Here is a 22783-nt window from a genome sequence, read left to right as displayed (position 1 = left end):
CTCATAGTCGTCGGGCCACTCGCCGACGCGCGCCCACTCACTCAACATAACGATTGGATAACGATACTGCTGTGATCTGCGGACTTGTGGCTACTCAACCGTAACCACTCGCCAACAGGACGTTTGTCCCGGGACCGACTCGGCCGCGCGTGGGCCCGTGTTACCCGTGGCACGGTTACCCGTGCGTAGAACTCGCCAGTAACCATTTTCGGGCCGAAACTGGCTCTAGCTCTTATGACACTCTTAGTAGGGCCGCCCGACCGTCCGGATGGCCCCAGAGACGACCCGAGCTTGCCGGGGTGAACACCCGGTACCGAACCGCGGAACCCGCAGGGGCGCGGGCCTCACCGCCGAGGACGCAGTAGACGCGTGCGACAGACCGTGCGGCCCCGACACGTGCAGAACGAGAAGCGATACGCGCGAGAGCGCACCGAGGAGATGGCAAGACGTGACGATCAACGAACACGACAGGGTTACCACCGGGCGCACGGCAGGGTCGGCCCCGACGCCGTTCGGCCAGGCGCACGCGCTCGTCGACCTCCTCAACGCAGGTGAGCCCTACGCGGTCGCGTTCGGTGGCCAAGGCGGCAACTGGCTGGAGAACCTCGAGGAACTGATCAGCTCGGCCGGTATCGAGTCCGAGATCAGCGAGGTCATCGGTGAGGCCGCCCTGCTGCTGCAGCCCGTCGCCCGGGAACTCGTCGTCGTCCGCCCGATCGGCTTCGAGCCAATGCAGTGGGTGCGCGCACTCGCCGCCGACGAGCCGCTGCCGACCGCCAAGCAGCTCACCACCGCCGCGATCTCCGGACCTGGCATCCTGCTGACCCAGCTGGCCGCCATCCGCGCCTCGATGCGCCAGGGGCTCGACCTCTACGGCACGCCGCCAGTGGCGACGGCCGGACACTCCCAGGGCATCGTCGCGTGCGAGTCGCTCAGGGCGAAGGGCACGCGCGACGCCGAGCTCCTCGCCATGCTGCAGCTGATCGGTGCGGCCGGCTCGCTGGTCTCGCGGCGACGCGGCATGGTCGGCCGCGGCGACAAGTCGCCGATGGTCTCGGTGACCAACGTCGACCCGGCCCGCATCGCCGAACTCCTCGAGGAGTTCTCCACCGACGTTCGCACCGTGCTGCCGCCCGTGCTGTCCATCCGCAACGGCAGGCGCTCGGTCGTCATCACCGGTACCCCCGAGCAGCTGTCGCGCTTCGAGCTGTACTGCAGCAAGATCACCGAGAAGGAAGAGGCCGAGCGCAAGAACAAGCTGCGCGGCGGCGCGGTCTTCAGCCCAGTCTTCCACGGCATCCAGGTCGAGGTCGGCTTCCACACCCCGCGGCTGGCCGACGCGATCGACGTCGTCGACGGCTGGGGCGCGAAGCTCGAGATCGATTCCGAGCTGCTGCATTACTTCGCCAAGGCCATCTTCACCGACCCGTTCGACTGGGTCGAGGAGGTCGAGCGCCTGCACGCCTCCGGCGCCCGTTGGATCGTCGACCTCGGCCCCAGCGACACCATCACCCGCGTCACCGCACCGGTCATCCGGGGCCTCGGCGTCGGCATCGTGCCCGCGGCCACCCGGGCCGGGCAGCGCAACCTCTTCACCGTCGGCGCGGCGCCCGAGGTCGTCCCCGCGTGGTCGAGCTACGCGCCGTCGGTCATCTCGCTGCCGGACGGCTCGGTCAAGCTCTCCACCAAGTTCACCCGGCTCACGGGTCGCTCGCCGATGCTGCTGGCGGGCATGACCCCGACTACCGTCGACGCCAAGATCGTCGCCGCGGCGGCCAACGCCGGTCACTGGGCCGAGCTGGCCGGTGGCGGCCAGGTCACCGAACCCATCTTCGACCGCCGCGTCACCGAGCTGACCGAACTCCTCGAGCCGGGCCGCGCCGTGCAGTTCAACACGCTGTTCCTCGATCCCTACCTGTGGAAGCTGCAGGTCGGCGGCAAGCGCCTGGTGCAGAAGGCGCGTCAATCCGGCGCCCCCTTCGACGGCGTCGTCGTCAGCGCGGGCATCCCCGAACTCGACGAGGCCGTCGCGATCATCGAGGAGCTCAACGAGGTCGGCATCGCCTACGTGTGCTTCAAGCCCGGCACCGTCGAGCAGATCAAGTCGGTCATCAAGATCGCCGCCGAGGTTCCCGACCGCGAGGTCATCGTCCACGTCGAGGGTGGCCGCGCCGGCGGACACCACTCGTGGGAGGACCTCGACGACCTGCTGATCTCCACCTACGGCGATCTGCGCAAGCTGTCCAACATCACGCTGTGCGTCGGCGGCGGCATCGGCACGCCCGAGCGCGCCGCGCAGTACCTGTCGGGTGAGTGGGCCAACGCCTACGGCTTCCCGATCATGCCGGTCGACGGCATCCTCGTCGGCACCGCGACCATGGCCACGCTCGAGGCCACCACCTCGCCTGCGGTCAAGCAGCTGCTGGTCGACACCACCGGCACCGAGCAGTGGGTCGGCGCTGGAAAGGCGCAGGGCGGCATGGCATCCGGGCGCAGCCAGCTCGGCGCCGACATCCACGAGATCGACAACGCGGCGTCGCGCTGCGGTCGTCTGCTCGACGACGTCGCCGGTGACGTCGACGCGGTCGCCGAGCGCCGCGACGAGATCATCGCCGCGATGGCACTGACCGCCAAGCCGTACTTCGGCGACGTGGCGGACATGACCTACCTGCAGTGGCTGCAGCGCTACGTCGAGCTCGCCATCGGCGACGGTGACAGCACGGCTGACACCAAGCGACCCGACTCGCCGTGGCTCGACGGCAGCTGGCGCGACCGCTTCGAAGAGATGCTCAAGCGCGCCGAGGCCCGCTTGCACTCGCAGGACTCCGGACCCATCGACACGCTGTACCCCGCCACCGCGGAAGGCGAAGCGCTGCTGGAGGATCCGCAGCGCGCGCTGGCCGAACTGCAGTCGCGGTACCCGGATGCCGGCGAGGTCAAGCTGCACCCGGCCGACGTGCCGTTCTTCACCACGCTCTGCAAGACCCTTGGCAAGCCCGTCAACTTCGTCCCCGTCATCGACAAGGACGTCCGGCGCTGGTGGCGCAGCGACTCGCTGTGGCAGGCCCACGACGCGCGCTACACCGCCGATCAGGTGTGCGTGATCCCCGGCACCGAGGCCGTCGTCGGCATCACCCGCGTCGACGAGCCCGTCGGCGACCTGCTCGACCGGTTCGAGAAGGCCTCGGTCGACGAGGTGCTCGCCTCGGGCGCCGAGCCCACCGCCGTCGTCTCGCGCCGTCAGGCCCGTGCCGACGTGACCGGTCCGCTTGGCGTGGTCCTCGACTCACCCGACGTGCTGTGGGCCGGTCGCGCCGCGATCAACCCGGTGCACCGCATCGGTGCGCCAGGTGAGTGGCAGGTCAACGAAAATCGTTCTGCGACACATCCGTCGACGGGTTCGCGGCTCGAGCTCGACGGCGACCACGTCAACCTCAGCGTGCCGCTGTCCGACATCTGGATCACCATCAGGTTCACCCTGCCGTCGACCACCGTCGACGGCGGCATGCCGGTCGTCACCACCGAAGACGCCTCGGACGCCATGCGCGCCGTGCTGTCCATCGCCGCGGGCGTCGACGGCGTCGATGCGCTGCCGCCGGTGACCGAGGCGAGCGGAGCGACGGGGAATGATCGGGCCGACAGCACGACGGTGTCGGTGTCCTGGGATCCCGAGGAGGTCGCCGACCACACCGGCGTCACCGCCACGTTCGGCGCCCCGTTGGCGCCGGGCCTCACCCTGGTCCCCGACGCGCTCGTGGGCCGATGCTGGCCGGCTGTGTTCTCCGTCATCGGCGCAGCAGTGACCGACTCCGGCTTCCCTGTCGTCGAGGGTCTGCTGAGCCTGGTGCACCTCGACCACGCCGCGCACCTGCTGGCCCCGATGCCGACGAGCAAGAGCGAATTGACCGTCACCGCAACGGCTTCGGCCGCCGTCGACACCGAGGTCGGCCGCGTCGTCCCGGTGTCGGTGACCATCCGTGACTCCGAGGGCACCGAACTGGCGACGCTCGAGGAGCGGTTCGCCATCCGCGGCCGCACGGGCGCCGTCGAATTGACGGACCCGCCCAAGGCCGGCGGTGCCATCACCGACAACGCCACCGACACCCCGCGTCGTCGCCGTCGCGACGTCTCGGTCACCGCGCCGACGGACATGAGTGCCTTCGCCGTGGTCTCCGGTGACCACAACCCGATCCACACCGACCGCGCCGCCGCGCTGCTCGCCGGGCTGAAATCGCCCATCGTGCATGGCATGTGGCTCTCGGCCGCCGCGCAGCACGTCGTCACCGCCACCGACGGTCGGGCCACCCCGCCCGCGCGCCTGGTCGGCTGGACCTCGCGCTTCCTCGGCATGGTCATGCCCGGCGACGAGATCGACTTCCGAGTCGACCGGGTCGGCATCGACCGCGGTGCCGAGATCGTCGAGGTCACCGCCAAGGTCGGCACCGACCTGGTGATGTCGGCGACGGCTCAGCTGGCCGCGCCGAAGACCGTCTACGCCTTCCCCGGTCAGGGCATTCAGTCCAAGGGCATGGGCATGGAGGTCCGGGCCCGGTCCAAGGCCGCCCGCAAGGTGTGGGACACCGCCGACAAGTTCACCCGCGAGACGCTGGGCTTCTCGGTGCTGCACGTGGTGCGCGACAACCCGACCAGCCTGATCGCCAGTGGGGTGCACTACCACCACCCCGAGGGCGTCCTGTACCTCACGCAGTTCACCCAGGTGGCCATGGCCACCGTCGCCGCGGCCCAGGTCGCGGAGATGCGTGAGCAAGGTGCCTTCGTCGAGGGCGCCATCGCGTGCGGTCACTCCGTCGGTGAGTACACCGCGCTGGCCTGCGTGTCCGGCGTGTACCCGCTCGAGGCGCTGCTCGAGGTGGTCTTCCACCGCGGCAGCAAGATGCACGACATCGTCCCGCGCGACGAGAACGGCCGCTCGAACTACCGGCTGGCTGCGATCCGCCCGAGCCAAATCGACCTCGACGACGACGACGTCACCGACTGGGTGGCCGAGATCGCCGAGCGCACAGGCGAATTCCTGCAGATCGTGAACTACAACCTGCGCGGTTCGCAGTACGCGATCGCCGGCACGGTCCGCGGTCTGGAGGTCCTGGAGGAGGAAGTCGAGAAGCGCCGCGAGATCTCCGGCGGCAAGCGCTCGTTCATCCTGGTGCCCGGTATCGACGTGCCGTTCCACTCCGAGGTGCTGCGGGTCGGCGTCGCCGACTTCCGTCGCTCGCTGGAGCGGGTCATGCCGCGCGACGCAGACCCCGCGCTGCTCGTCGGCAAGTACATCCCCAACCTGGTGCCGCGGCCGTTCACCATGGACCGCGACTTCATCCAGGAGATCCGCGACCTGGTGCCCGCCGAGCCGCTCGACGAGATCCTCGCCGACTACGACACCTGGCGCACCGAGCGACCGCACGAGCTGTGCCGCAAGGTCGTCATCGAGTTACTGGCATGGCAATTCGCCAGCCCGGTGCGGTGGATCGAGACCCAGGACCTGCTCTTCATCGAGGAGGCTGCGGGCGGCCTTGGCATCGAGCGCTTCGTCGAGATCGGTGTCAAGAACGCGCCGACGGTCGCCGGCCTGGCCACCAACACCTTGAAGCTGCCGGAGTACTCGCACAACACGACCGAGGTGCTCAACTCCGAGCGTGACGCCGCGGTGCTGTTCGCGACCGACACCGACCCGGAACCGGACATGGAGACCGACAGCGCACCTGCCGCTCCCTCGGACGCTCCAGCCGAGTCGGCGCCGGCCGCCGCCCCCGCCGCCGCGGCGGCTCCGGCCGCCGCCCCGTCGGGTGGCCCGCGGCCGGAGGACATCGTGTTCGGCGCGGACGACGCGACGCTGTCGCTCATCGCCTTGTCGGCCAAGATGCACGTCGACCAGATCGAGCCGCTGGACTCCATAGAGTCCATCACCGACGGCGCGTCCTCCCGACGCAACCAGTTGCTCGTCGACCTTGGTTCCGAGCTGAACCTCGGCGCCATCGACGGTGCGGCCGAAGCCGACTTGGGTGGGCTCAAGGCTCAGGTCACCAAGCTGGCCCGCACCTACAAGCCGTTCGGCCCCGTGCTCTCCGACGCGGTCAACGATCAGCTGCGCACGGTGCTCGGCCCCTCGGGCAAGCGTCCGGCCGCGATCGCCGAACGCGTCAAGAAGGATTGGGAACTCGGCGACGGCTGGGTCAAGCACGTCACGATGGAAGTGGCGCTGGGCACCCGTGAGGGCACCAGCGTCCGTGGCGGCAACCTCGGCCACCTGCACGAGGGCGCCCTGCCCGACGCGGCCACCGTGGACCGGGTCGTCGACGCGGCCGTCTCGGCCGTCGCCGGCCGCCGCGGCATCGCGGTGTCGCTGCCGTCGGCAGGCGGCGCAGGGGGAGGCGTGGTGGATTCCGCCGCGCTCACCGAGTTCGCCGAGAAGGTCACCGGCCGCGACGGCGTGTTGGCCTCGGCGGCCCGGTTGATCCTGGGTCAGCTCGGCGTCGACGCCCCGGTCAACGTGGGCGAGACGGTCAGCGACGCCGACCTCATCGACCTGGTCACCACCGAACTCGGTTCGGACTGGCCACGTTTGGTCGCCCCGACGTTCGACGGTCGCAAGGCGGTGCTGTTCGACGACCGCTGGGCCAGCGCGCGCGAGGATCTGGCCCGACTGTGGCTCAAGGGCGAGGACGAGATCGACGCGGACTGGTCGAGGCTCTCCGAGCGCTTCGAGGCCGCCGGTCACGTCGTCGCGAGCCAGGCGAACTGGTGGCAGGGCAAGGCACTGGCCGCCGGACGCAACGTCCACGCGTCGCTCTACGGCCGCGCGGCCGCCGGTGCGGAGAACCCCGGCACCGGGCGCTATGACGGCGAGGTCGCGGTCGTGACCGGTGCGTCGAAGGGATCCATCGCGGCGTCGGTCGTGGCGCAGCTGCTCGACGGTGGAGCCACGGTCATCGCGACCACCTCGAAGCTGGACGACGACCGGTTGTCCTTCTACAGGGAGCTCTACCGCGACCACGCCCGCTTCGGTGCCATGCTGTGGGTGGTGCCGGCGAACATGGCCTCCTACAGCGACATCGACGCACTGGTGAGCTGGGTCGGCACGGAGCAGTCCGAGAGCCTCGGGCCCAAGTCGATTCACCTCAAGGACGCCCTGACCCCGACGCTGCTGTTCCCGTTCGCCGCGCCGCGGGTCGCCGGTGACCTCTCCGAGGCGGGTGCGCGCTCGGAGATGGAGATGAAGGTCCTGCTGTGGGCCGTGCAACGGCTCATCGGTGGGCTCTCGCACATCGGCTCGGAGCGCGACATCGCGTCGCGTCTGCACGTGGTGCTTCCCGGATCGCCGAACCGCGGCATGTTCGGCGGTGACGGCGCCTACGGCGAAGCCAAGTCCGCATTGGACGCACTGGTGACGCGTTGGAAGGCCGAGACCTCCTGGTCGCAGCGAGTGTCGTTGGCCCACGCCCTCATTGGCTGGACCAAGGGCACCGGACTGATGGGCCACAACGACGCCATCGTCGGCGCGGTCGAAGAGGCCGGTGTGACGACGTACACGACCGAGCAGATGGCCGCCATGCTGCTCGACCTCTGCGACGTCGAGTCCAAGGTGGCGGCGGCCCACGCCCCCATCCACGCCGACCTGACCGGTGGGCTCGGCGAGGTCGACATCGACATGGCCGAGTTGGCTGCCAAGGCCCGTGAAGACATGGCCGCCGAGAGCAGCGCGACGCCGTCCGACGACGACGCGTCGAGCACCATCAAGGCCCTTCCGTCGCCGCCGCGCGGTTACGCCGCGGCACCGCCGCCGGCATGGGGCGAGGTCGACGTCGACCCCGCCGACATGGTGGTCATCGTCGGTGGCGCGGAGCTCGGCCCCTACGGCTCCTCACGAACCCGCTTCGAGGCCGAGGTGTCCGGAGAGCTCTCCGCCGCAGGCGTTCTCGAGCTGGCCTGGACCACCGGTCTGGTCAAGTGGGAGGACGACCCGAAGCCCGGTTGGTATGACACCGCGTCGGGCGACCTGGTCGACGAGGGCGAGTTGGTGGAGCGCTACCACGACGCCGTCATCGAGCGGGTCGGCATCCGCGAGTTCGTGCCCGACGGTGCGATCGACGCCGATCTGGCTGCGCCGCTGCTGGTTTCGGTGTTCCTCGACAAGGACTTCACCTTCGTGGTGTCCTCTGAGGCCGACGCCAGGGCGTTCGTCGGATTCGATCCGGAACACACCGTGATCTCACCGGTCCCCGGTGGCGGTGACTGGCAGGTGACTCGCAAGGCGGGCACCGAGATTCGGGTTCCCCGCAAGGTCAAGCTGTCGCGGACCGTCGGCGCCCAGATCCCGACCGGGTTCGATCCCACGGTGTACGGGATCAGCCAGGACATGGTGAACTCGATCGACCGGTTGGCGCTGTGGAATCTCGTGGCCACCGTCGACGCGTTCATGTCGTCTGGCTTCACCCCGACGGAGTTGATGCGGTGGGTGCACCCCAGCCTCGTGGCCAGCACGCAGGGCACCGGCATGGGCGGCATGACGTCGATGCAGACCATGTACCACGGCAATCTGCTTGGCAAGAACAAGCCGAACGACATCCTCCAGGAGGTCCTGCCGAACGTCATGGCAGGCCACGTCGTGCAGTCCTACATCGGCAGCTACGGCTCGATGATCCACCCGGTCGCGGCGTGCGCTACGACGGCGGTCTCCGTCGAGGAGGGCGTGGACAAGATCCGCCTCGGCAAGGCGGAATTCGTGGTCGCGGGCGGTTATGACGACCTGACGCTGGAGGCCATCATCGGCTTCGGAGACATGGCCGCGACAGCGGACACCGAGATGATGCGCGCCAAGGGCATCAGCGACGCCAGGTTCTCCCGCGGCAACGACCGGCGGCGCCTCGGCTTCGTCGAGGGCCAGGGTGGCGGCACGATCCTGCTGGCCCGTGGCGATCTCGCCCTCGAGATGGGGCTGCCGGTGCTGGCCGTCGTGGGCTACGTGTCCTCGTTCGGTGACGGTGTGCACACCTCCATTCCGGCACCGGGTCTCGGAGCGCTGGGCGCCGGGCGTGGCGGCAGGCAGTCCGAGCTGGCCAGGTCACTGGGCAAGCTCGGGGTGAGTGCCGACGACATCGCGGTCATCTCCAAGCACGACACGTCGACGCTGGCCAACGATCCCAACGAGACCGAGCTGCACGAGCGGCTGGCCGCGGCGATGGGGCGCTCACCGGGCAACCCGTTGTTCATCGTCAGCCAGAAGAGCCTTACGGGTCACAGCAAGGGCGGTGCGGCGGCGTTCCAGATCATGGGCATGTGCCAGATGCTGCGCGACGGCGTCATCCCGCCCAACCGCAGCCTCGACTGCGTCGACGACGAGATGGCGCACGCCTCGCACTTCGTGTGGGTACGCGAAACCCTGGACATGGCAGGTCGATTCCCGCTCAAGGCGGGTCTGATCACCAGCCTGGGCTTCGGCCACGTCTCGGGTCTGGTGGCCCTGGTCCACGCGCAGGCGTTCCTGACTGCGCTGAGCCCGGAGCAGCGCGAGGACTACCAAAAGCGCGCAAACGATCGCGTGCTCGAGGGCCAGCGTCGTCTGGCCTCGGCCATCGCGGGCGGTCCGGCCATGTACGAGAAGCCGGCCGACCGACGCTTCGACCATGACGCGCCCGAGAAGCGTCAGGAAGCGGACATGCTGCTCGATCCCGCGGCGCGCCTTGGCAAGAACGGTCGGTATGGGGCGTGAGGCCCCGGCGGAGGCCATGCGCGAGGCGCCGGGGGGCTCGGCTAGCGTTCCAGCCATGAGCATCGTCGGGGTCGGCATCGACCTGGTCTCCATCTCGGACTTCGCCGAACAGGTCGACCAGCCGGGCACGGTGTTCGCCGAGACGTTCACCCCGGGTGAGCGTCGGGACGCCGCCGACAAGAGTTCGTCGGCGGCGCGCCACCTGGCGGCCCGGTGGGCGGCCAAGGAGGCCGTGATCAAGGCGTGGTCGGGGTCGCGGTTCTCCAAGCGGCCGGTGCTGCCCGAGGACATCCACCGCGACATCGAGGTGGTCACCGACATGTGGGGCAGGCCGAAGGTGCGATTGTCCGGCGACATCGCCGAGCACCTCAAGGACATCACCATCCACGTGTCGTTGACCCACGACGGCGACACCGCGGCGGCGGTGGCGATCCTGGAGTCCGCCTAGCAGGAGCGACTAACGTCGTTCCCATGAGCGACATCGTCTCCCGCGTCCAGTCGGTACTGCCCTCGGTGCGAGCCGACCTCGAGGCCCTCGTCCGCATCGAGTCGGTGTGGGCCGACCCTGGTCGCCGCGACGAGGTGCACCGCACGGCGGAGATGGTGTCGAAGTTGTTGGCACGAGCCGGTTTCGACGACGTGCGCACCGTCAGCGAGGGTGGCGCGCCTGCGGTCATCGCGCGTCGGCCCGCGCCCGACGGCGCCCCCACGGTCCTGCTGTACGCCCACCACGACGTGCAGCCAGAGGGTGACGCGACCCAGTGGGCGTCGGCGCCGTTCGAACCCGCCGAACGCGACGGCCGGCTCTACGGTCGCGGCACCGCCGACGACAAGGCGGGCATCGCCACCCACCTCGCGGCCATCCGTGCCTTCGACGGCGACCTGCCGGTCGGCGTCACGGTGTTCGTGGAGGGGGAGGAGGAGTCGGGATCGCCGTCCCTTGGTGCTCTGCTCGCCGCGCACCAAGACCTCTTGGCCGCCGACGTCATCGTCATCGCCGATTCGATGAACTGGACCACCGAGACCCCTTCGCTGACGGTGTCATTGCGCGGCTTGGCCGACTGCGTGGTCGAGGTGGCCACCCTGGATCACGGACTGCACTCGGGCATGTGGGGCGGCGTGGTCCCGGATGCGGTGAGCGTCCTGGTGCGCCTGCTGGCCAGCCTGCACGACGACGATGGCAACGTCGCGGTCAAGGGACTGCACGAGGGCACCGCGGCCGACGTGGAGTACCCGCCGGAGCAGGTCCGCGAGGAGACCGGAATGCTCGACGGGGTCACCGAGATCGGGTCGGGCACGGTCGCCGAACGGCTGTGGGCCAAGCCGGCGATCACGGTCATCGGGCTCGACGCCACGTCGATCGCGAAGTCGTCCAACACGTTGATACCGCGCGCCCGCGCCAAGGTCAGCATGCGGGTGGCCCCCGGCGGTGACGCCCGGGCTCATCTCGAGGCGCTCACCCGTCACCTCGAACGGCATGCGCCGTGGGGGGCTCGGGTGACCGTCACGCCGGGCGATCTGGGGCAGCCCTACGCGATCGACGCGACGGGTCCGGTCTACGACGCCGCCCGCTCGGCCTTTCGGCAGGCCTGGGGCACCGATCCCGTCGACATGGGCGTCGGTGGGTCGATTCCCTTCATCGCCGCGTTCGCAGCGGCCTTCCCGGAGGCCAAGATCCTCGTCACCGGGGTGGAGGATCCGGCCACCCAGGCACACGCCGTCGACGAGAGCCTCGACCTGGGGGTGCTGGAACGGGCGGCGACCTCGGAGGCGCTACTGCTCGAAGCGCTGGGGGCGCTAGACCGCTAGCTCGCGGCGCAGCTTGGCCACGTGACCGGTGGCCTTCACGTTGTACTGGGCGACTTCGATCTTGCCCTCCTCGTCGACGACGAACGTGGAGCGGATGACGCCCTGAACGGTCTTGCCGTACATCGACTTCTCCCCGAAGGCGCCCCACGCGGTCAGGACGGTGCGGTCAGGGTCGGACAGCAGTGGGAACGTCAGCCCCTCGGCGTCGCGGAACTTGGCGAGCTTGGCGGGCTTGTCGGGGGAGATGCCGACGACGTCGAGGCCCGCACCGTTCAGCTCCGCCAGGCTGTCCCGAAAGTCACAGGCCTGCTTGGTACAACCCGGCGTGGAGGCAGCGGGATAGAAGTACACGACGACCTTGCGCCCGGCGAAGTCGGCGAGCGAGACGGTGTTGCCGTCGGCGTCGGGGAGGCTGAAGGCGGGGGCGTCGTCGCCCACCGCGAGGCGCGGGGTCGCTGGCATCGGTCGGTGTTCCCTTCGGTCGGGTGCGCGACTGCGGTGTGGGCCGCGTCGCGTGGCTGCTCTAGGGTAATTCCCCAAGACCGCACCGCGATTGAAGGGGCTGACGTGGCCGACCGGGATCCCGACAAGATCAAGCAGGACATCGACGTGGCGCGAGAGCAGCTGGCGCAGACCGTGGATGCCCTCGCCGAACGGGCCAACCCGGCTCGGATCGCCGATGACGTCAAGACCGGTGTGGTGCAGTTCGCGAAGAAGCCTGCGGTGGCGATGACGCTTGCGGCGCTGGGCACGATCGTCGTGGTCCTGGCGATCCGGCGGGTCACCAACCGCTGAGACGCCTCAGCGACGCCGGAAGCGGCCGAACCGAAAGAGATCGAGGAACGAGAACCCAGGCGGGTTCGCCACGAGCCCCAGCCTGGTGCAGGTGTAGACCACGACGGCCCGATCCTCGCGGCCGTCCGCCGTGGCGGGGGACGCGACGATGGGTGGGGCCGCACCTGCGGTCGACATCAGCTAAGACCTCGTCACTTTCTCCAATACCGGGCTGATTGCCCGTGGCTACGCGTGTAGCTAACCCCGATGGTAGCAGGTGTTGCCCGCCCTGCATGGCACGTCGTCGATCTGTTTGCGCTGGTTGGAGCTGTCAAGATCGCGGCTTTCGTTTACCTGACGGCAGAGAATTGGTCAACGGGCAGCGGTTCCAGCACACGACGGGACCGGATCGGTGAAATGGCGCAGTTAATTGACTTTGGCATCGGTCGCTATCGGAGAGTGGCCGTCGGCACCGGAAGGGTCGCCACTCAGGCGGACGCGTTCGCCGGTTGACCTGGCGATCAGGGGGCCAGGCCGCCGGTTCGGGTGAATTGCATTGTCGTGCGGTGACGACCGAATTTGGCGTGTGCAATGACCGTCGCCATTTCGTCCGAGAAATGTCATCGACGCTTGAATTAACGGCACGGGAATCCCATTCCTGGGAATGGCCGATGCCGGGCGGGACGACTTGATTGCCCCAAAACCAAGGAATCGGGCCGTCTCCGACCCGATTCACGTGGTGCGCCGTCAGGGTTTCGAACCCCGGACCCGCTGATTAAGAGTCAGCTGCTCTACCAACTGAGCTAACGGCGCGCGTGGAAGACGATAACAGTCTCTGCGGCCTGGGGTGAAATCCGGTCACCCGGGGGCGCGGGGACCGGCTCCGACGACCGCGCTGGTGTCGTCGGCCTCGCCTAGACTGCTGGCAGGCGGGTGGGAATGACTCGTGAATCAGCTTGGAAGGTGTATGAGCATGTGGCAGGCCCAATCGGCAGTCCGCACGCGCCGGATGCGCAACTGGTGGGTGGCCTTGGTGATGGTGCCGGCCGTCGTCCTCGGGGTCGCCGCGTGCAACTCCACGCCCACCCCGGCGCCGCAGCCGCAGACCATCGAGGACAAGGGCACGCCGTTCGGTGATCTCCTGGTTCCCAAGTTGAGCGCGTCGGTGACCGACGGAGCGGTCGGTGTCACCGTCGACTCGCCGGTGACCGTCAGCGCGGAGGACGGCGTCCTCGGCTCGGTGACGATGACCAATGCGGAGGGCTCGACGGTCGCCGGTCGGCTCAGCCCCGACGGCCTGCGCTGGATGACTACCGAACCGCTCGGCTACAACAAGAAGTACACGCTCAGCGCTCAGTCTCTGGGGCTGGGCGGGGTGACGAGTCGGTCGATGACGTTCCAGACGCACTCTCCGGAGAATTTGACCCGGCCCTACCTGTTGCCGTCGGACGGTGACGTCGTCGGCGTCGGTCAGCCCGTCGCCATCCGGTTCGACGAGAACGTGCCGAACCGCCTCGCCGCGGAGAAGGCCATCACGGTGACCACCAATCCTCCCGTCGAGGGCGCGTTCTACTGGCTGAGCAACCGCGAGGTGCGGTGGCGTCCGCAGGCGTACTGGACGCCCGGCACGACGGTCGACGTGGCCGTGAACACGTACGGGGTGGATCTGGGCGACGGGCTGTTCGGCCAGGAGGACGTCACCACCCGTTTCACGATCGGTGACGAGGTGATCGCCACCGCCGACGACGACACGAAGACGCTGACGGTCCGGCGCAACGGCGAGGTCGTCAAGACCATGCCCATCTCCATGGGCAAGAACAGCACTCCGACCAACAACGGCACCTACATCATCGGCGACCGGTTGTCGCACATGGTGATGGATTCCTCGACCTACGGGGTGCCGTCGAACTCCCCGAACGGCTACCGCACCGAAGTCGACTACGCCACCCAGATGTCCTACAGCGGCATCTACGTACACGCCGCGCCGTGGTCGGTGGGCAGCCAGGGCTACAGCAACGTCAGCCACGGCTGCCTCAACGTCAGCACCGCCAACGCCAAGTGGTTCTACGAGAACACCAAGCGCGGCGACCTCGTCGTGGTCACCAACACCGTGGGAAGCGTGCTGCCAGGGGTCGACGGGCTCGGGGACTGGAACGTGCCGTGGGACCAGTGGAAGGCCGGCAACGCCAACGTCTGACGCGGCCCCGGAAAGCAGAAAGTCGGAGGGCGCGAACGCCCTCCGACCTGCTGGGTGGCTGACGGGACTCGAACCCGCGACAGCCAGGATCACAACCTGGTGCTCTACCAACTGAACTACAGCCACCATTGCCGCCGAGGCGGCCCGTCGATCTTAGCCGGTCGAGTGGCCCGTGGCCGAATCGCCGGACCGCGCGTCGTCGGCTGGCGGCCCCAGTTCGGCGGCGATCGCGGCGATGTCGCTGGTCGAGGGCCCAGGGGGAGGCACGAAGGCGGTGCTGCGGTAGTACTTCAACTCGCGAATCGACTCGTGGATGTCGGCGAGCGCGCGGTGGGCGAGCCCCTTCTCGGGCTGGCCGAAGTAGATCCGTGGATACCACCGGCGGCACAGCTCCTTGATGGAGCTGACGTCGATCATGCGGTAGTGCAGGAAGTCGTCCAGCGCGGGCATGTCGCGGGCGATGAAACCGCGGTCGGTGCCGATCGAATTGCCGGCCAGCGGGGCGGTGTTCGGCTGCTTGACGTGTCTGCGGATGTAGTCGAGGACCATCGCCTCGGCTGCTGCCACGTCGACGGTGGACGTCCGCACCTCCTCGGTCAGTCCCGACTTGCGGTGCATCGTCGCGACCACGTCGACCATGCCGTCGAGCGCCTCGTCGTCGGCGTGGATGACGACGTCGAGGCCGTCGCCGAGGAGGTTCAGTTCGCCGTCGGTCACCAGGACCGCAATCTCGATGAGACGGTCGGACTTGAGGTCCAGGCCCGTCATCTCGCAGTCGATCCACACCAGTTCGTCACGCACAGCGGTCAACAGTATTCGCACAGCCCGACACCGGTCGCCCAGACCCGTCCTCGACGGCTCCCGGACCGACCGCGACCAGTATTCTCGCCCGCATGAGCGAAGACGCGACCGTCACCCCCGCACGACGCATCGCCGCTGGGTACGCCGTCGGAGGACTGGCGTTGGAGCTGGGTTCGGTGGTGGTCAACGGCCCGTCCGGGTCGGTCGCGGACCCAGGAGCGCAGGTCCGGATCCCGCTGGCGACGGTCAACCGGCACGGCCTGGTGGCCGGCGCGACGGGCACCGGCAAGACGAAGTCGCTGCAGCTCATGGCCGAACAACTCTCCGCGGCCGGCGTCCCGGTGGTGATGGCCGACGTCAAGGGCGACCTGTCGGGACTGTCGCGTCCCGGTGCTCCGGGGGACAAGGTCACCCAGCGGTCGGCCGACACCGGCGACGACTGGGCTCCGACCGCCTACCCGGTGGAGTTCCTGTCGTTGGGCACCTCTGGCATCGGCGTACCGGTTCGCGCGACCATCACCAGTTTCGGCCCGATCTTGCTGTCGAAGGTGTTGGGGCTCAACGCAACTCAGGAGTCGACACTTGGCCTGATCTTCCACTGGGCCGATCAGAAGGGGCTGCCGCTCCTTGATCTGAAGGATTTGCGATCGGTCATCCAATTCCTCACCAGCGCCGACGGCAAGCCCGAACTCAAGGCGCTCGGCGCGGTGAGCACGACGACCGCGGGCGTCATCCTGCGCGCCCTGGTCAACCTCGAGGCCGAGGGCGCCGACACGTTCTTCGGCGAGCCCGAATTGGAGCCCGACGACCTGATGAGACTCGACGCCCAGGGCCGCGGGGTCATCACGCTGCTGGAACTCGGCGCGCAGGCGGCCCGGCCGGTGATGTTCTCGACGTTCCTGATGTGGGTGCTCGCCGACCTGTTCACCACGCTGCCGGAGGTCGGCGACGTGGACAAGCCGAAGCTGGTGTTCTTCTTCGACGAAGCGCACCTGTTGTTCGACGACGCGTCCAAGGCGTTCCTCGAGCAGGTCGAGCAGACCGTCAAGCTGATTCGCTCCAAGGGCGTCGGGGTGTTCTTCTGCACCCAGCTGCCCACCGACGTGCCCAACGACGTGCTCTCCCAGCTCGGCGCCCGCGTGCAGCACGCGCTGCGCGCGTTCACGCCCGACGATCAGAAGGCGCTGTCGAAGACCGTTCGCACCTATCCGAAGACCGACGTCTACGACCTGGGGGAGGCGTTGACGTCACTGGGCACCGGCGAGGCAATCGTCACCGTGCTCTCGGAGAACGGTGCGCCGACCCCGGTGGCGTGGACGCGGATGCGCGCGCCGCGTTCGCTGATGGACACCATCGGCCCCGATGCCATCTCGGCGGCCGCGAAGGCGTCACCCCTGCAGGCCGAGTACGGGCAGACGGTCGACCGCGAGTCGGCCTACGAGCGCCTCAACGCCAAGCTGGCGCCTCCACCGGCTGCACCACCTGCACCTGCGGCGCCGGATGCGCTCCCGCCGCCGCTGGACGGCGGGTTCGACGGTGGGGCCTACTACCCGGGTCCGGTCGCCGCGCCCGTGCCGGAGGGGCCCAGCTTCGTCGACGAGGTGATCCACAGCTCGGCGTTCAAGAGCTTCATCCGGTCGGCGGCCACCGTTGCGGGACGGGAGATCACCCGCAGCGTGTTCGGGACCGGCACCCGGCAGCGCCGGCGTCGCTGAGCGGTTACTCGCCCCCGAGTTTCTTGTAGACCGCACCGACGATCGGCGTGACGATCGACCTCGGGGCGTAGCCGCTGGCCACCGACATCGCCTTGGAGGTGACGCCGGGGACGACGCGCATCTTGTTGCGCTCCAGGCCGTCGAGCGACAGCTTCGCGGTGTGCTCGGTGGAGATCCAAAGGAAGTCGGGGATCAGCTTCTCGACCAACGACTGCTCGTCGGGGTCGGGCAGTTCGGTGCGCACCGGCCCGGGCGCCAGCACGGTGACGTGGACGCCGAGTGGTTTGACCTCGCCGCGCAGCGATTCGCTGAAGGTGTTCACGAATGCCTTCGACGCCGCGTAGGTCGCGTTGTTGGGAATCGGCGAGTTACCCGCCGCGGATCCGGAGATGAGGATGCCGCCGGCCCGGCGTTCGACCATGCCCGGCAGGACGGCCAGCACCAGGTCGTGCACGCCGAGCACGTTGAGTTGCACCTGCGCCTTCTCGCCGTCGGCGTCGAGCTTGGCGACGGGCCCGAAGGTGGCCGTGCCGGCGTTGGCGCACAGGATCGACACGTTGCGCGTGGCGAGCTCGGCGCACAGTTCGTCGCGTGCCGCGGGGTCGGCCAGGTCGACGGCGCGCACCTCGACGGTCACGCCGTAGCGTTCGGTCAGCCTGCTGGCCAGCGCGGTCAGCACGTCCTCGCGGCGGGCGGTGATGATCAGGTGGTGCCCTCGGGCGGCGAGCTCGGTGGCCAGCGCTTCGCCGATGTTCTGCGAGGCGCCGGTGACGACGGCGCGCGCGTCGGGACTGGGAGCGGGTACGGACATGGGCCCAATCGTAGGTACCAATAGAGTGCGGTCATGACCAGCCCCGCGGGTACTCGGACCGCGGGGCGTTTCCCCGTCATCGCGTGGGCGTCGTGGGATTGCGGCGCAACCGGAGTCAACGCCATCGTCGTCACGTTCGTCTTCTCGGTGTATCTGACCGAGCAGGTCGGTGCGGGTCTGCCGGGCAGCACGACGCCGACGGCCTGGCTGGGGTGGGCGTTGTTCGCCGCCGGGCTGGCGGTGGCGGCGCTGGCCCCGGTCACGGGCATCTGGGTGGACGCGGCACACCGCAGGCGCACGGTGCTGGCCGTGCTGACCGTCGTCGTGATCGCGTTGACCGCGTCGATGAGCGCCATCCGTCCCGAGCATCGATATCTCTGGGTTGGTCTCGTGCTGCTGTCGGTCACGGCGGCATGCAGCGACTTGGCGACGGTGCCCTACAACGCGATGCTTCGTGAGCTGTCGACCCCCGACACGTCGGGGCGGATCTCCGGATTTGGCGCCGCCTCAGGCTATTTGGGCAGTGTGCTCCTGCTGCTGGTGGTGTACTTCGGCTTCATCGGCGGCGGCGACGGTGACACCAGCGGGCTGTTGGGCGTGTCCGCCGACGACGGGTGGCCGGTGCGGTTGGTCATGGTGGTGGCTGCCGCCTGGTTCTTGGTGTTCGCCGTCCCGTTGGTGCTGGGCACCCGTACCAACGTCGACGCGTGGGCACCCGAGGCTCCTGTCGCCGCACCCGGTGTGATCGGTGCGTACCGAAAGTTGGGGGCCGATCTGAAGGACCAGTGGCGGCGCGATCGAAACGTCGTCTACTACTTGGCGGCGAGTGCGATCTTCCGCGACGGGTTGACGGGCATCTTCACCTTCGGTGCGGTGCTGGGCGTCTCGGCCTACGGGGTGTCCAGGGCCGACGTGCTGCTCTTCGGCATGTGCGCGTTGGTGGTCGCGGCCACGGGGGCCGTTCTCGGTGGCCTGCTCGACGATCGCATCGGCTCCAAGCCCATCATCGTCGGCTCACTGACTGCGATGATCGTCGTCGCCCTGGTGATGATGACGCTGCACGGGCCGTCGGCCTTCTGGGTGTGTGGGCTGTTGCTATGCCTGTTCATCGGTCCCGTTCAGTCCTCGGCGCGGACCACGATGATGCGAATGTCGGTGGAGGGCAAGGAAGGTGCCGCCTTCGGGCTCTACACCACGACGGGGCGGGCCGCGACGTTCCTTGCGCCGATCCTGTTCACCACGTTCATCACCGTGTTTGGCACCGACCGCGCCGGGATGGGCGGTCTGGTCACCGTCCTGGCGTTGGGTCTGCTGGCGATCTGCTTCGTGCGCGTGCCGCGGTATTCGGCCTAGCGACTACCCAGCGCGGTGCACAGCGTCAGCCCGGTTCCGGTGTTCTGCTGGGTTTCGGTGCCGTCGATGGTGATCGAGCAGGTGAGCTCGCGACCGACGTTGACGATGCTGACGCTCGCCGAGCTGTTGGCCGCCCCGGCGAGCTGAACTTCCTTCTGCCACGGCAACATCACGTTGAACTCGGTCTGCAGTACGCCGCCGCTGTCCAGGTACAGGATGCTGATGGCCCGGCCTTCACCGGCGACGGAGTAGACCACGGTGTGGCTGTCGTTCGGATTGGTCGACGTCGTGGGCGGTATGACCCCCGGCGTCGTCGTCGGCGAGGTACTGGGAATCCGGGTGGTGGTGGGCGTCGAGGCGGTGCTGCTCGGGGTGGACGGACGGGTCGCGGTGGGCTCCAGCGGCGTCTGGGGTGGCGCGACGACGGTGTCTTGGTGCGAGCTGTCGACGATGACCAGTCCGATCACCATGCCGAGGACGACCAGCAACACCATGCCGGCGGCGGCCCACAGCCACCGCCGCGGGTTGGGTCCGTCTGGTTTGGGTGGGTCCGGTGGCGCACCGCCCGGGGGGTTCGGCGGCCCGTAGGTGCCGGTCGCATAGGGGTCGTAACCGTAGGGCGAGTACGCGGGCAGCTGCTCGGTAGGCCTCGAACGGTCCGCGTCCGCGGCCCCGGCACCCTGGTACGGCGCCTGCTGACCGTATGGCGATCCGGGGAAGGCGGGGTAGTTGTACGTGCCGGGGTGTTCTTGATCCCACCCGTCGCGGCGCGACGAATCCGTCATCTCCACCTCATGCCTGCAGGGTACCTGCGTCGGCGGCCGGCCCGACGGAGCTCGTGACCACCGCCGCCGAGGGCGCGACGGGGTGTTTATCGCAATTATCGGGCGGGTAAACCGGTCGCGACGCCGCACGGGCGGTCAGCGACATGGAGGTTCAGCATGCGAGGCAGCGGAATCATCGGCACCATCCTTCTCGTGTGGTTGCTGATCGGCGTCTTCGCCGCCTACCAGCGGGACTACTTCAAGTCGTCTGAAACCAGTTGTGCGACAGCCGGATCGATAGCCCTGACGGTGGTTGCCGGCCCGCTCAACTATGCGGGCGCGAACCCGAAGGTCGCCGACTGCAACATCAACGTCCCCCAGCCCAGTCAGTAGCGAGCGAGGTGTAGGCATGATCGCCCTTGGTGTTCTCTTGGTCATTCTCGGTCTGGTGTTCGCCGTCCCGGTGTTGACCTACGTGGGCGTGGTCGCGCTGGTGATCGGCGCGGTGTTCTGGTTGCTCGGCGCGCTGGGTCACGCCGTCGGCGGCCGCCGCGTCTGGTACTAACTGCGGCGGGTGAGCGCGGCCAGCGTCATGGCCCGCAGCATCGCGCGCGACGAGTCCCGCACGGTTCCGGGGCGCACGCTGTGCGGTGTGGAGTTCAGCAGGCCGAACGCGGCGTGGGCGGCCAGGCGGGCGTCGGCGTCTTCGAGGTCGCCGTCCACGGCACGAAGCACGTCGACCCACAGTTCGACGTATTGACGTTGTGCGCGACGCACCTGGCGCTTGGCCGATGCCGGTAAGTGGGCCAGGTCGCGATCCTGAATTCTGATCAGCTCGGGTTCGGTCAGCGTGAAGTCGAGGTGGAAGTCGACCAGTCCGTCGAGAGCGGATGCCGCGTCGGGCGCGCCGGCCACGACGACGGTGGCTCCCTGCAGCAGGCGCGTGCTGATCCCGACGAGCAATTCGACGAGCAGGGCCTCCTTGTTGGGGAAGTGGCGATAGATCGCCGGTCCTGACACGCCCACGGCCGCACCGATGTCTTCGAGTCGCACGCCGAGGAAGCCATGTTCGGCCATGAGGCGCTCGGCGGCGGCGAGCAGCTGCGACCGCCGGTCGGACTTCGCCCGGCTGCGCGGTGTCCCGCCTGTCGTGGCCGCCGTCTTCGCCGTCGCCACCTCTGCCCCTCTCGGCGATTGCCCTTTTCGGTTAACGATGACTAACGTAGCATCAGTTAGCGACGGTTAACCAGAATGGACGGACACGGCCCTTGCCCACCCAGACGACCCATCGTGACCAGCACCTGACCTTGGTGGCGGAGCTGCGCGACAAGCTGGCGGCCGCGGCGCTCGGCGGGCCGCCACGTGCCAGGGAACGCCACGTCGGCAGGGGCAAGCTGTTGCCGCGCGACCGGGTCGACGGCCTACTCGACCCTGGCAGTCCGTTCCTGGAACTGGCCCCGCTGGCTGCCGACGGCATGTACGACGACGAGTGCCCCGGTGCCGGTCTCATCGCGGGCATCGGTCGGGTGTCCGGCCGGGAATGCATGATCGTGGCCAACGACGCCACGGTCAAGGGCGGCACCTACTATCCGATCACGGTCAAGAAACACCTTCGCGCACAAGAGATTGCGGCCCAGAATCGGCTGCCGTGCCTCTACCTCGTCGACTCAGGCGGAGCCTTCCTGCCGCGCCAGGACGAAGTGTTCCCCGATCGCGAGCACTTCGGCCGAATCTTCTTCAACCAGGCCAACCTCAGTGCCCAGGGCATCCCGCAGATCGCCGCGGTCCTCGGTTCGTGCACCGCAGGCGGCGCCTACGTGCCCGCGATGAGCGACGAAGCCGTCATCGTGCGCAACCAAGGCACCATCTTCCTTGGCGGGCCACCACTGGTGAAGGCCGCCACCGGCGAGGTGGTCACGGCCGAGGAACTCGGCGGCGGCGACCTGCACTCACGAGTCTCCGGCGTGACCGACCACCTGGCCCACGACGATCGCGACGCGCTGCGGATCGTCAGGGACATCGTGAGCACGCTGGGCCCGCGCACGCCCACGCCGTGGGAGGTGGCGCCGACGGTCGAGCCCGCCGCCGACCACACCGAGCTCTACGACGTCGTGCCCACCGACTCGAGGGTTCCCTACGACGTTCACGAAGTGATCACCCGAATCGTCGACGGGTCCGGCTTCACCGAGTTCAAGGCCGAGTACGGCACGACGCTGGTCACCGGTTTCGCCCGCATCCACGGCCACCCCGTCGGCATCGTCGCCAACAACGGGGTGCTGTTTGGCGAATCCGCCGTCAAGGGAGCGCATTTCATCGAGCTGTGCGACAAGCGCTCGGTGCCCCTGCTGTTCCTGCAGAACATCGCCGGCTTCATGGTGGGCCGCGACTACGAAGCGGGTGGCATTGCCAAGCACGGCGCCAAGATGGTCACGGCGGTGGCGTGCGCACGGGTACCGAAGCTGACCGTGGTCATCGGCGGCTCGTATGGGGCGGGCAACTACTCGATGTGCGGGCGGGCGTATTCGCCTCGCTTCCTGTGGATGTGGCCCAACGCACGCATCTCGGTGATGGGCGGCGAGCAAGCCGCATCGGTGCTGGCGACCGTGCGAGGGGACTTGACCCCGGAGCAGGAAGAGGCCTTCAAGGCCCCCATCCGCGCGCAGTACGAACACCAGGGCAACCCCTACTACTCCACCGCACGGCTGTGGGACGACGGCGTGATCGACCCGGCGGACACCAGAACCGTGGTGGGACTGGCCCTCTCCGTTGCCGCACAGGCTCCACTCGAGCCCGTGTCCTACGGCGTCTTCAGGATGTGACCCGGTGACCTTCGAG

At 68.5% G+C, this 22783-nt stretch carries 16 protein-coding genes and 2 tRNA genes; 10 read left to right on the top strand and 8 right to left on the bottom strand.

What is annotated here, in order from left to right; translation table 11 throughout:
- Positions 1–448: 448 nt before the first annotated feature.
- The 3 genes from H7K45_RS27310 to H7K45_RS27300 are packed head-to-tail and all read left to right on the top strand — an operon-like array spanning position 449 to position 11533.
- Complete coding sequence (locus tag H7K45_RS27310; RefSeq protein WP_263999219.1) at positions 449–9724, top strand: type I polyketide synthase; 9276 nt, start codon at positions 449–451, stop codon at positions 9722–9724.
- Between the two features lie 55 nt (positions 9725–9779).
- On the top strand, positions 9780–10172 hold the full coding sequence (gene acpS, locus H7K45_RS27305; protein ID WP_263999217.1) for a holo-ACP synthase AcpS: 393 nt from the start codon (positions 9780–9782) through the stop codon (positions 10170–10172).
- 23 nt (positions 10173–10195) lie between these two features.
- Positions 10196–11533, top strand: a complete 1338-nt coding sequence (locus tag H7K45_RS27300) for a dipeptidase (RefSeq protein ID WP_263999214.1) — start codon at positions 10196–10198, stop codon at positions 11531–11533.
- On the opposite strand, the gene bcp is transcribed toward H7K45_RS27300, so the two are convergent.
- Positions 11522–11995, bottom strand: coding sequence for a thioredoxin-dependent thiol peroxidase (gene bcp / locus H7K45_RS27295; protein WP_263999213.1), 474 nt, complete (start codon positions 11993–11995; stop codon positions 11522–11524). The genes H7K45_RS27300 and bcp overlap by 12 nt on opposite strands.
- Before the next feature lie 105 nt (positions 11996–12100).
- Between bcp and H7K45_RS27290 the strand changes: the two genes are divergently transcribed.
- Positions 12101–12328 (top strand): DUF3618 domain-containing protein, encoded by a 228-nt coding sequence (locus H7K45_RS27290; RefSeq protein WP_263999212.1) that lies wholly within the window; start codon positions 12101–12103, stop codon positions 12326–12328.
- Positions 12329–12334: 6 nt separating this feature from the next.
- Here H7K45_RS27290 and H7K45_RS27285 read toward each other — a convergent pair whose 3' ends face one another.
- Both H7K45_RS27285 and H7K45_RS27280 read right to left on the bottom strand, forming a co-directional pair.
- Positions 12335–12505: a hypothetical protein gene (locus tag H7K45_RS27285; protein ID WP_263999211.1), complete on the bottom strand. Its 171-nt coding sequence runs from the start codon at positions 12503–12505 to the stop codon at positions 12335–12337.
- A 539-nt stretch (positions 12506–13044) separates the two neighbouring features.
- Positions 13045–13120: transfer RNA gene (locus H7K45_RS27280), tRNA-Lys, on the bottom strand.
- A gap of 160 nt (positions 13121–13280) precedes the next feature.
- Between H7K45_RS27280 and H7K45_RS27275 the strand changes: the two genes are divergently transcribed.
- Positions 13281–14504 carry a L,D-transpeptidase gene (locus H7K45_RS27275; protein WP_263999210.1) on the top strand — a complete coding sequence of 408 codons (1224 nt, stop codon included), beginning with the start codon at positions 13281–13283 and terminating at the stop codon, positions 14502–14504.
- A 53-nt stretch (positions 14505–14557) separates the two neighbouring features.
- Here H7K45_RS27275 and H7K45_RS27270 read toward each other — a convergent pair.
- Positions 14558–14630, bottom strand: a tRNA-His gene (locus H7K45_RS27270).
- 27 nt (positions 14631–14657) lie between these two features.
- On the bottom strand, positions 14658–15305 hold the full coding sequence (gene orn, locus H7K45_RS27265) for an oligoribonuclease (RefSeq protein ID WP_263999209.1): 648 nt from the start codon (positions 15303–15305) through the stop codon (positions 14658–14660).
- Between the two features lie 92 nt (positions 15306–15397).
- Between orn and H7K45_RS27260 the strand changes: the two genes are divergently transcribed.
- Entirely contained in the window at positions 15398–17020 is a 1623-nt protein-coding gene (locus tag H7K45_RS27260) for a helicase HerA-like domain-containing protein (protein WP_263999208.1), read from the top strand.
- A 4-nt stretch (positions 17021–17024) separates the two neighbouring features.
- Here the strand turns inward: H7K45_RS27260 and cmrA are convergent, their stop codons facing one another.
- Positions 17025–17831 (bottom strand): mycolate reductase, encoded by an 807-nt coding sequence (gene cmrA, locus H7K45_RS27255; protein ID WP_263999207.1) that lies wholly within the window; start codon positions 17829–17831, stop codon positions 17025–17027.
- 33 nt (positions 17832–17864) lie between these two features.
- Here cmrA and H7K45_RS27250 point away from each other — a divergent pair, with 33 nt between their 5' ends.
- Positions 17865–19184: an MFS transporter gene (locus H7K45_RS27250; protein WP_263999206.1), complete on the top strand. Its 1320-nt coding sequence runs from the start codon at positions 17865–17867 to the stop codon at positions 19182–19184.
- Here H7K45_RS27250 and H7K45_RS27245 read toward each other — a convergent pair.
- Entirely contained in the window at positions 19181–19969 is a 789-nt protein-coding gene (locus H7K45_RS27245; RefSeq protein WP_263999205.1) for an MmpS family transport accessory protein, read from the bottom strand. The two genes, H7K45_RS27250 and H7K45_RS27245, sit on opposite strands and share 4 nt — an antisense overlap.
- Positions 19970–20125: 156 nt before the next feature.
- Between H7K45_RS27245 and H7K45_RS27240 the strand changes: the two genes are divergently transcribed.
- Positions 20126–20341 (top strand): hypothetical protein, encoded by a 216-nt coding sequence (locus tag H7K45_RS27240; protein WP_263999204.1) that lies wholly within the window; start codon positions 20126–20128, stop codon positions 20339–20341.
- Between the two features lie 16 nt (positions 20342–20357).
- Positions 20358–20513, top strand: coding sequence for a DUF6131 family protein (locus H7K45_RS27235; protein WP_263999203.1), 156 nt, complete (start codon positions 20358–20360; stop codon positions 20511–20513).
- On the opposite strand, the gene H7K45_RS27230 is transcribed toward H7K45_RS27235, so the two are convergent.
- Positions 20510–21124: an SACE_7040 family transcriptional regulator gene (locus H7K45_RS27230; protein ID WP_263999202.1), complete on the bottom strand. Its 615-nt coding sequence runs from the start codon at positions 21122–21124 to the stop codon at positions 20510–20512. The two genes, H7K45_RS27235 and H7K45_RS27230, sit on opposite strands and share 4 nt — an antisense overlap.
- A 92-nt stretch (positions 21125–21216) precedes the next feature.
- On the opposite strand from H7K45_RS27230, the gene H7K45_RS27225 reads away from it, so the two are divergent.
- Positions 21217–22767 carry a carboxyl transferase domain-containing protein gene (locus tag H7K45_RS27225; RefSeq protein WP_263999201.1) on the top strand — a complete coding sequence of 517 codons (1551 nt, stop codon included), beginning with the start codon at positions 21217–21219 and terminating at the stop codon, positions 22765–22767.
- Positions 22768–22783: the final 16 nt, after the last annotated feature.

It is taken from the genome of Mycobacterium yunnanensis, assembly GCF_025823185.1.
Classification (GTDB): Bacteria; Actinomycetota; Actinomycetes; order Mycobacteriales; family Mycobacteriaceae; genus Mycobacterium; species Mycobacterium yunnanensis.
Note: the sequence above shows the minus strand (reverse complement) of the source record. Positions and strands in the feature narration are given on the sequence as shown.

Bases quoted from the DNA above. Each gene is read 5' to 3' on its own strand.
- H7K45_RS27300 (WP_263999214.1), top strand. From the start codon at position 10,196: ATGAGCGACATCGTCTCCCGCGTCCAGTCGGTACTGCCCTCGGTGCGA.
- H7K45_RS27275 (WP_263999210.1), top strand. From the start codon at position 13,281: ATGTGGCAGGCCCAATCGGCAGTCCGCACGCGCCGGATGCGCAACTGG.
- H7K45_RS27245 (WP_263999205.1), bottom strand. From the start codon at position 19,969: ATGACGGATTCGTCGCGCCGCGACGGGTGGGATCAAGAACACCCCGGC.
- H7K45_RS27235 (WP_263999203.1), top strand. From the start codon at position 20,358: ATGATCGCCCTTGGTGTTCTCTTGGTCATTCTCGGTCTGGTGTTCGCC.
- H7K45_RS27285 (WP_263999211.1), bottom strand. From the start codon at position 12,505: ATGTCGACCGCAGGTGCGGCCCCACCCATCGTCGCGTCCCCCGCCACG.
- cmrA (WP_263999207.1), bottom strand. From the start codon at position 17,831: ATGTCCGTACCCGCTCCCAGTCCCGACGCGCGCGCCGTCGTCACCGGC.
- bcp (WP_263999213.1), bottom strand. From the start codon at position 11,995: ATGCCAGCGACCCCGCGCCTCGCGGTGGGCGACGACGCCCCCGCCTTC.
- H7K45_RS27250 (WP_263999206.1), top strand. From the start codon at position 17,865: ATGACCAGCCCCGCGGGTACTCGGACCGCGGGGCGTTTCCCCGTCATC.
- H7K45_RS27240 (WP_263999204.1), top strand. From the start codon at position 20,126: ATGCGAGGCAGCGGAATCATCGGCACCATCCTTCTCGTGTGGTTGCTG.
- H7K45_RS27260 (WP_263999208.1), top strand. From the start codon at position 15,398: ATGAGCGAAGACGCGACCGTCACCCCCGCACGACGCATCGCCGCTGGG.
- acpS (WP_263999217.1), top strand. From the start codon at position 9,780: ATGAGCATCGTCGGGGTCGGCATCGACCTGGTCTCCATCTCGGACTTC.